Consider the following 8,590-nt stretch of genomic DNA (forward strand, 5'->3'; position numbering starts at 1 on the left):
GCGCGGCAGCCGCTGGGCGGCGGCGGTCTCGACGTCGGACGACCACAGGACGCCGACCCCGAACAGGGCCGTGGCCATGCCCAGCTCGGCCGGGGAGGCGCCGAAGGTCGGCCGCCGGGTCTCGGCCCGCAGCCGCCGCAGGGTGCGCCGGCCGAGCTCGGTGGCGTGGGGCACCCGCAGGCAGAGCACGGCCGCGACGGCCACGGTGACGGCCAGCAGGACCACCAGGAACCCGACCGGGCGGCCGTTGGCCGACCCGGCGGCCGCCCGGGCCACGCCCAGGGCCAGCAGCGGCACGAACCACAGGGCCGTGGCCCCGGTAGCGGTTGCGCTGCTCGGGCGTTGGCACCAGGCCGCCGCGGCGCAGCCGCTCACGGACCGCGGCCACCGCCGGCGACCGCCCGAGTGCGGCCCGCACGTCGCCGAGGGGCCGGCTCGGCTGGCCGGCGACCAGCTCGTAGGTGGCCCACTCGACCGGGTGGACCCCGGCCTCCGGAGCGTTCCGGGCGGTCAGCCGGACCTGGCCGCGGCGGCGGATGCCGGTGGCCGGCCGGCCGCCCCGGAGCAGGCCGGAGACGGCGGTGGTGGCGACCAGCCCGCTGCCGCCGTTGAGGTAGGCGGCCCCGTACGGGTCGAGGCGGGCCGGGGCGACCGCCCCCTCGCCCGGCCCGGCCAGGGCCCGCCTCCCGGCCACGACCGCCACCAGCACCGTGCCCGCGGGCAGGACCACGTACAGGAGCAGGAACCGGGGACCGCTGATGCCCCATGTGTCCATCTGGCGACCTCCCGGCCGCTCCGCTGGTCATCCCTGCCAGCGTGTCCGTTGCCGTCACGGCGAGTATCGGGCCGCCCGGGGCCGCCGCCCAGCCTCCCGGACAAGTTGTTACCGCCCGGTAACCCACCCTTCACGCCACCAGCCTGCCACCATTGGCCGGCATGTCGACGACCCGAGGAGCAGCGATGCCCGACCGCTACGCCGCCTACCCGAGCCTGGAGACGGAACGGCCCGCCGACGGGGTCCTGCGGGTGGTGATGCGCGCCCCCGGACGCCTCAATGCGGCCGGCCCCCAGATGCACCGCGACCTGGCCGGCATCTGGACCGAGATCGACCGCGACCCCGAGGTGCGCGCCGTGGTCGTCCGCGGGGCCGGGGACGCCTTCTCGGCCGGCGGCGACCTCGACCTGGTGGCCGACATGGCCGACGACTTCGAGCTCCGGGTGCGCGTGCTCCGCGAGGCCCGCGACCTGGTCTACAACCTGCTCAACTGCTCCAAGCCGGTGGTCTCGGCCATGGCCGGGCCGGCCGTCGGGGCCGGGCTGGTCATCGGCCTGCTGGCCGACGTGTCGATCGCCGCCCGCTCGGCCCGGATCATCGACGGCCACACCCGACTCGGGCTGGCCGCCGGCGACCACGCCGCCATCGTCTGGCCGCTGCTCTGCGGCATGGCCAAGGCCAAGTACCACCTCCTGCTGTGCGAGCCGGTATCGGGTGAGGAGGCCGAGCGGATCGGGCTGGTGTCGCGCTGCGTAGACGACGCCGAGCTGCACGACGTCGCCCTCGAGGTGGCGGTCCGGCTGGCCGGCGGCTCCCAGAGCGCCATCCGCTGGACCAAATACACCCTCAACAACTGGCTGCGCCTGGCCGGGCCGACCTTCGACGCCTCCCTGGCCCTCGAGTTCGTGGGCTTCGGCGGCCCGGACGTGCGCGAGGGGGTGGCCTCGTTCCGGGAGAAGCGCCCGCCCCGCTTCACCGGCCCGGCCTCCGAGTAAGGCCCGGCCGACCACCACGCCGCCTCGCTGACCACCGGCGGCGGCGGCGGGGGGACCTAGCCCCGGCCCGGCTGCACCAGGCCGACCTCGTAGGCGAGGATCACGGCCTGGATGCGGTCGCGCAGGCCCAGCTTGGCCAGCACGTTCCCGACGTGGGTCTTGACGGTGTGCTCGCTCACGAACAGCGAGGTGGCCATCTCGGCGTTGGACAGCCCTCTGGCCATCAGCTCGAGGGCCTCCCGCTCGCGGGCGGTCAGGGCGGCCAGGGCGGCCGGGTCGGGGTCGGCCCCGGCCGGCCGGCGGGCGAACTCCTCGATCAGGCGGCGGGTGACGCGGGGGGCGAGCAGCGCCTCGCCCCCCGCGACCACCCGGACGGCCGCCACCAGGTCCTCGCGGGGCAGGTCCTTGAGCAGGAACCCGCTGGCCCCGGCCCGCAGGGCCTCGAACACGTACTCGTCCAGGTCGAAGGTGGTCAGGATCAGCACCCGGACCGGGTCGGCCGTCCCCGGGCCGGCCAGGCGGCGGGTCGCCTCCAGCCCGTCCAGGCGGGGCATGCGGATGTCCATCAGGACCACGTCGGGCCGCAGCCGCCGGGCCGCCTCGACCGCGTCCAGGCCGTCGGCGGCCTCCCCGACCACCTCGATGTCCGGCTGGGCCTCCAGGATCATCCGGAACCCGGCCCGGACCAGCCCCTGGTCGTCCACGACCAGGACCTTCGTTGGCTCGGTCACGGGGCCGGATCCCCGATCGGGAGCCGCGCCAGCACGGTGAAGCCGCCGGCCCCCGCGGGGCCGGCGTGCAGCTCGCCGCCGAAGAGCGCCGCCCGCTCCTTCATGCCCAGCAGGCCGCGGCCCTGCGCGCCCTGGGACCGGCCCACGGGCGGCGACCCGTTGCTCCGGCCTTCGTCTGTGACCTGGAGCTCCAGGTCGTGCTCCCCGTAACGGACGACGACCCGGGCCCGGCCGGCTCCCCCATGCCGCAACGCGTTGGTCAACGCCTCCTGGACGATCCGGTAGGCGGACAGGTCGACCCCGGCCGGCAGCGGCGCCTCGGGGCCCTCGACCACCAGCTCGACCCGGAGCCCGGCCCGCCCGACCTGCTCGACCAGGGACGGCACCTGGGCCAGGCCGGGCTGGGGGGCGAGGCTGGGCGCGGCGTCGCCGTCCCCGTCGCCGCGCAGCACCCCGAGGAGCCGGCGCATCTCGACCAGGGCGTGGCGGCCGGTGGCGGCGATCGCCTCGAACGCGCCGGCGGCCCGGGCCGGGTCGCGCTCCACCACCACCGGGCCGGCCTCGGCCTGCACCACCATCATGCTGACGTGGTGGGCGACCACGTCGTGCAGCTCGCGGGCGATGCGGGCCCGCTCGGTGGCCACCGCCCGGCGGGCCTCCTCGGCCCGCTCCCGCTCCAGCCGCACGGCCCGCTCCTGGAGCTCGGCGGCCAGCGCCCGCTGCACCCGGGCCCGGTCGCCGAGCACCCAGGCGCCGGCCAGGCTGAGCGAGACGAAGGCGGCGTCGACCACGTCGGCGTCGGCCCTGGGCAGGCTCATCACGACCACCACGACCACGACCGCCACCCCGCCGGCGAGCAGGGCGGCTCGCCGGCTCCCCCAGGCGGCCACCGAGTACATGCCGACCACCCCGCCGATGGCGATCGGCATGGCCAGGTCGGGGTAGTGGGCGAACCCGTAGGCGGCGGTGGCCATGCCGGTGACCAGACTGACGGCCAGCGGGTGGCGCCGCCGCCACACCAGCGGCACGGTCGTGGCCAGCACCAGCCAGGCGGCCAGGCCCCCGGGGTCGCAGTCGGCGTCGCACTCGTCCCAGGTGAAGGCGAGCGCGACCATCGACACCACCGTCAGCAGCCCGGCCAGGAGCCCGTCGGCCACCAGGGGGCGGGCCCGCAGCCAGCGCATGATGTGCTCGAGCATGGCGTCAGCATGCCCCAGCGGAGGGGTGGCCGCCTCCCCCCAGAGGGGGAGTTACGAGCCGCCCCGGCCCAGCGCGGCCAGGTCCGGGGGGGCGGGAACGGGCCGGGGGTCGGGCCAGCGCAGGGCCGCCCGGTCGATCGCCCGGGCCACCTGCCTGGGCTCGCCCCCGTTCACGTCCACCAGCCAGAGGTCGAACGGCTCGTCGCAGCCGCCCTCGGCCACCAGCACCTGGCGGGTGTCGAGCCAGCCGACGGCGCTGGTGGGCCGGGACGCCGACGGCAGCAGCGGCCGCCCCGGGCCGCCGTCGAGGCCCGACAGGTCGGCCCGGCGGTCGCCGCAGCCGCTGCCGGTGTCGACGGCGAGCTGGGTGGCGGCCGGGTCGCGCCGCCCGACGATGGCCAGGATGTTGCGGTCGCCCGTCCAGGCCGGGTCCAGGCGGCGGCGCTCGGCCAAGGAGAAGACCTCGAGCCGGCGCGGGCCGCCGGAGGTCCGGGCGCCGTAGTAGAGGGCCTTGCCGCCGGCCGCGAAGGCCAGCGGTCCCAGCCGGGCCTTGGTGGGGCCGACCAGCCTGACCGCGCCCGTGCCGGCGTTGCTGGCCATCCAGATCTCGGAGGCGCCGTCGCGCCGGATCACGAAGGCCAGGGCCTCCCCGGACGGGTGGCCGGCCACCGCCTGGTAGGTCGGGCCCCGCAGCGGGGTCAGCTCCTGCAGGTCGATCGAGCCGAGGGCGGCCGCGGCCAGGTTGAGCCCGCCCGGCATGACGAAGGCGAGCGCGTTGCCGTTGGCCCCCAGCCAGGCCAGGGAGTCGGTCTCGATGCCGCGGGGCGGCCGCCACACCGGCGCCCCGACCCCGCGCACCTCCAGCCCGTCCAGCACCACCCGGTCACCCCGCGGCCCCCACAGGAACGGCCCCGGCCGGCGCACCTCGAACAGGCACCACAGGCGGCGGCCGTCGGCGGTGGCCACCCAGGCCCGGCCCCCGGCCACGAAGGCCACCGGCGCGTTGGTGGGGGAGGGGGTGGCGCCGGCGCAGCCGTCGGGGAGGGCCCCGGCCGCGGTGGCCGCCACCGTGGTGCCGGGCGCGGCCGGCAGGGTGGCGCCCTGCTCGGAGCACGCCACCGCGAGCACGGCCAGGGCGGCAAGCAGCAGGCGGGCCCAGCTCGACCGCACGGGCATGGTCAACCTATCTCTCCCCAGTCCCGGCAACTGGCGGTTGCACGCATGATCCCACCATGCGGGCAGCGGCGCGAACCAGGCCGGTACCATCCCCGCATGGACCTTGACCTGCTGCGCAGCGCCGTCGGCTGGCGGAACGGCCGGCTGGAGATCGTCGACCAGACGCGGCTCCCCGAGCGGCTGGCCACCCTCGAGCTGACGACCGTCGCCGAGGTGGTGGACGCGCTGCGGCGCCTGGCCGTCCGGGGGGCGCCGGCGATCGGGGTGGCGGGCGCGTTCGGGGTGGTGCTCGGCCTGGACGAGGCCGGCCCGCCCCGGCCCGGTCCGGAGGGGCTGGCCGCCGCCCGGGACGAGCTGGAGCGGGTGGCGGCCACCCTGGAGGGGGCCCGCCCGACCGCGGTCAACCTGCGCTGGGCCGTCCGCCGGGTGGCCGGCGCCGCCGCCGGGGCCGCCGACGCGGCCGAGCTGCGCCGGCTCGCCCTGGCCGAGGCCATGGCCGTGCTCTCCGAGGACCGGGCCGCGTGCGCGCGGATGGCCGAGGCCGGCCGGGCCGAGCTGGCCGGCCGCCACCGGCTGCTCACCCACTGCAACACCGGGCGTCTGGCCACCGCCGGGGTCGGCACCGCTCTCGGGGTCGTCTACGCCAAGGCGGCGGCGGGCGAGCCGGTGCGGGTCCTCGCCTCCGAGACCCGCCCGCTGCTCCAGGGAGCCCGGCTCACGGCCTGGGAGCTGGTCAACGCCGGCATCCCGGTGACCGTGGTGGCCGACACCGCCGCCGGCGCAGCCATGGCCGGCGGCCTGGTCGACGCCGTGCTGGTCGGCTGCGACCGGGTGGCCGCCAACGGCGACACCGCCAACAAGATCGGCACCTACGCCCTGGCCGTGCTCGCCGGGGCCAACCGCATCCCCTTCTACGTGGTCGGGCCGCTGTCGTCCTTTGATCCCGGGGCCGCCGACGGCGCCGCCATCGAGATCGAGCAGCGCCCGGCGGCCGAGGTCGCCACCCTGGCCGGCCGGCAGGTCGCCCCCGAGGCGGCCGGCGTCTGGAACCCGGCCTTCGACGTCACCCCGGCCGCCCTGGTCACCGCCTTCATCACCGACGCCGGGGTGCTGCGGCCGCCGTTCGGGGCGTCGATCGCGGCCGCCCTGGCCGGCCGGTGAGCTAGCCGATGATGGTGTTGGCCCGCAGCCAGCCCGAGGCGGCGTCGGCGGGCGGCCGGCCGTCGGCGACCTCGAGGTTGAGCCTGGTCAGCTCGGCCGTGGTGAGCTGGGCGCTGACGGCGTTGATCAGCCGCACCATCGACGGGCCGTAGGCGTCGACCACCTCGCGCCGGATCACCGGGACCACGTTGTCGGCCGGCTGGAGCTGCTTGTCGTCCTCCAGCTGGACCAGGTCGCTGCCGATCTTGGCCAGGTTGGGGTTGGTGGTGTCGAGCATGCCGACGTCGATCTCGCCCGTGTCCAGGGCCAGCGCCGTGGTCGGCCGCGACGCCATCGCCTCGAAGCGGGCGAAGTGGAGCTTGTAGAGGTCCTGGAGGCCCTTGAGGCAGAGGGGGCGCTGCGGGCACTCGGGCGGCCCGCCGAACACGAGCCGGCTGGCCAGCGGGGCCAGGTCGCTGAGCTTCTCCAGGCCGTGCCGGCGGGCCAGGTCGCCGGTGACCACGAACCCGTTGCGGTCCTCGGCCGGGGCGTAGGCGAGCACGCTGACCCCGCGGGGCCCGAACACCTGCTCCAGGCGGGCGTGGGTCAGGCCGGGGTCGGCGGTGGCCACCCGGTCGCGGTCGTTGAGGAAGTTCAGGGCCGACCCCAGGTACTCGGGCACCATGTCGACCTTGCCCTGCTGGAGGGCGGGCGCGACCACCTCGCGGGCGCCCAGCTGCACCACCAGCTCGACCGGGAAGCCCTGCTGGCGCAGGGCCTGGCCGTACAGCTCGCCGAGGAGCTCGCTCTCGGGGAAGTCGAAGGAGGCGAGCTGGATGACAGGCCGCCGTGGGTCCTCCGGCGGCGGTGGGTCCGGCGCCCGGTCGCAGCCGGCGATCAGCAGGACGAGGACCACGAGCCCGACCAGCCCGACCGGCGAGCTCGCCGGTCGGGGTCTGTTGGCCGTCGGCCGGAGGCCGACTCCACGCCGTCGCCGGCCGCAGGCCATTCCCCTCTCCTGTTGCAGGGTGTTCTCTCAGGTTACCCTCCTGTGCATGGAACCGACGGCGAGGCGGCCGCCCCTGGGCGTTGGCGAGCCGGCGGTGCCCAGCCGGCCCCAGCGGGTGTCGCGCGCTGGGCGGCGCCGGCGACCCTCGGGCGAGGCCCCGCCGCTGCCGCGGACCCTGAACCGCAGCGGGCGGCTGTGGCTGACCGGCGCCGGCGCCGTGCTCGTGCTGTGGGCCGGGGTGGTCGCCAACGAGCGGACGGCCGTGCGCCTCCTGGAGCTCGACCACGCCGTGGTCGCATGGTTCGCCGGGATGCGCACCGAAGTGGTCACCGACGTCATGATGGCCCTGCACGCGCTCGGCTCGCGCTGGACCAGCCGGGTCCTGTTCTGGTCGACGGTGGCGGCCCTGATCGTCCTGCGCCGCTTCCGGCACCTGTTCGTGTTCCTCGGCGCCACCCTGGCCGTGACCGCCCTGACCGGCCTGTTCTCCTTCCTGTACGTGTGGCCGCGCCCGCTCGGCGTCGAGATCCTCGGCGACTGGAGCGGCTACGCCAACCCCTCGCGCCCGGTCGCCGCCCTGACCGCGCTGCTGATGGGCATGCTGTACTCGCTGGCCCCGGCCGGGCGGCTGCGCCAGCTGGGCAAGCTGGGCGTGGCCGCGCTGGTTGCGGGGCTGTCGGTGGCGCTGATCTACCTGGCCGTGAACTCGCCCAGTGACGTGCTCATCGCCGTCGTCCTGGGGGTCACCGTGCCCCTGGTCGCGTTCCGTATGATCACCCCCAACGAGGTGTTCCCGGTCACCTACCATCGGGGCCAGACGGCCCATCTGGATGTCGGTGGCCGCCGTGGCCAGGCCATCCACCAGGCCCTGGAGGACCAGCTGGGTGTCCAGGTGGCCGAGATCAAGCCGTTCGGGCTGTCGGGGTCGGCCGGCTCGACCCCGCTGCGGGTCAAGATCAAGGGCGATCCGGAGACCTGGCTGTTCGCCAAGCTGTACGCCGGCAGCCATCTGCGTTCGGACCGCTGGTACAAGCTGGGCCGGACCTTGCTGTATGGGCGGCTGGAGGACGAGAAGCCGTTCAACACCGTGCGCCGGCTGGTCCAGCAGGAGGACTATGCCCTGCGGCTGATGCATGGGGCTGGGGTGCGTAGTCCCGAGCCCTTCGGGATCGTGGAGATCACGCCCGAGCGGGAGTACCTGGTCGTGACCGAGTTCTTCGCCGATGCCAAGGAGCTTGGTGACCTGGCCGAGGTCGATGAGGGGATCATCGATGATGGGCTGCGGATCATCCGCCGGCTGTGGGACGCCGGCCTGGCCCATCGTGACATCAAGCCGGCCAACCTGCTGGTCCGCGACGGCCGGGTCCATCTGATCGATGTGTTCTTTGCCGAGGTCCGGCCCAGCCCTTGGCGGCAGGCGGTCGATCTGGCCAACATGTTGTTGGTCCTGGCCACCCGGTCCAGTCCTGAGCTGGTCTACCGGCGGGCTCGGCTGGTGTTCAACGACGACGAGATCGCTGAGGCCTTCGCCGCCACCAGCGGGATCACCATGCCCTCCCAGCTGC

Annotated in this window: 8 protein-coding genes; 3 read left to right on the forward strand and 5 right to left on the reverse strand. The window is 75.7% G+C overall.

Features of this window, described 5'->3' with window-relative positions; all coding sequences use genetic code 11:
- A partial coding sequence (locus VF468_00070; protein HEX5876721.1) for a TIGR04222 domain-containing membrane protein occupies positions 1-375 on the reverse strand: 375 nt, incomplete at its 3' end.
- Between the two features lie 585 nt (positions 376-960).
- On the opposite strand from VF468_00070, the gene VF468_00075 reads away from it, so the two are divergent.
- On the forward strand, positions 961-1,770 hold the full coding sequence (locus VF468_00075; GenBank protein HEX5876722.1) for an enoyl-CoA hydratase/isomerase family protein: 810 nt from the start codon (positions 961-963) through the stop codon (positions 1,768-1,770).
- Between the two features lie 56 nt (positions 1,771-1,826).
- Here the strand turns inward: VF468_00075 and VF468_00080 are convergent, their stop codons facing one another.
- Genes VF468_00080 through VF468_00090 form a run of 3 tightly spaced genes read right to left on the reverse strand, consistent with a single transcriptional unit; the run spans position 1,827 to position 4,876 of the window.
- Positions 1,827-2,501, reverse strand: a complete 675-nt coding sequence (locus tag VF468_00080) for a response regulator transcription factor (protein ID HEX5876723.1) — start codon at positions 2,499-2,501, stop codon at positions 1,827-1,829.
- Positions 2,498-3,700, reverse strand: coding sequence for a histidine kinase (locus VF468_00085; GenBank protein HEX5876724.1), 1,203 nt, complete (start codon positions 3,698-3,700; stop codon positions 2,498-2,500). The genes VF468_00080 and VF468_00085 overlap by 4 nt, the downstream gene beginning before the upstream one ends.
- A 51-nt stretch (positions 3,701-3,751) precedes the next feature.
- Positions 3,752-4,876, reverse strand: a complete 1,125-nt coding sequence (locus VF468_00090; protein HEX5876725.1) for a hypothetical protein — start codon at positions 4,874-4,876, stop codon at positions 3,752-3,754.
- Between the two features lie 96 nt (positions 4,877-4,972).
- On the opposite strand from VF468_00090, the gene mtnA reads away from it, so the two are divergent.
- Positions 4,973-6,037 (forward strand): S-methyl-5-thioribose-1-phosphate isomerase, encoded by a 1,065-nt coding sequence (mtnA, locus tag VF468_00095; GenBank protein ID HEX5876726.1) that lies wholly within the window; start codon positions 4,973-4,975, stop codon positions 6,035-6,037.
- A 1-nt stretch (position 6,038) separates the two neighbouring features.
- On the opposite strand, the gene VF468_00100 is transcribed toward mtnA, so the two are convergent.
- Entirely contained in the window at positions 6,039-6,932 is an 894-nt protein-coding gene (locus VF468_00100) for an ABC transporter substrate-binding protein (protein ID HEX5876727.1), read from the reverse strand.
- A 139-nt stretch (positions 6,933-7,071) separates the two neighbouring features.
- On the opposite strand from VF468_00100, the gene VF468_00105 reads away from it, so the two are divergent.
- The coding region (locus VF468_00105) for an RIO1 family regulatory kinase/ATPase (GenBank protein HEX5876728.1) at positions 7,072-8,590 on the forward strand (1,519 nt) is incomplete at its 3' end.

This window comes from Actinomycetota bacterium (assembly GCA_036280995.1).
Taxonomy (GTDB): domain Bacteria; phylum Actinomycetota; class CALGFH01; order CALGFH01; family CALGFH01; genus CALGFH01.

Coding starts and splice junctions, on each gene's coding strand:
- VF468_00090 (HEX5876725.1), bottom strand. CDS start 4,876: ATGCCCGTGCGGTCGAGCTGGGCCCGCCTGCTGCTTGCCGCCCTGGCC.
- VF468_00085 (HEX5876724.1), bottom strand. CDS start 3,700: ATGCTCGAGCACATCATGCGCTGGCTGCGGGCCCGCCCCCTGGTGGCC.
- VF468_00075 (HEX5876722.1), top strand. CDS start 961: ATGCCCGACCGCTACGCCGCCTACCCGAGCCTGGAGACGGAACGGCCC.
- mtnA (HEX5876726.1), top strand. CDS start 4,973: ATGGACCTTGACCTGCTGCGCAGCGCCGTCGGCTGGCGGAACGGCCGG.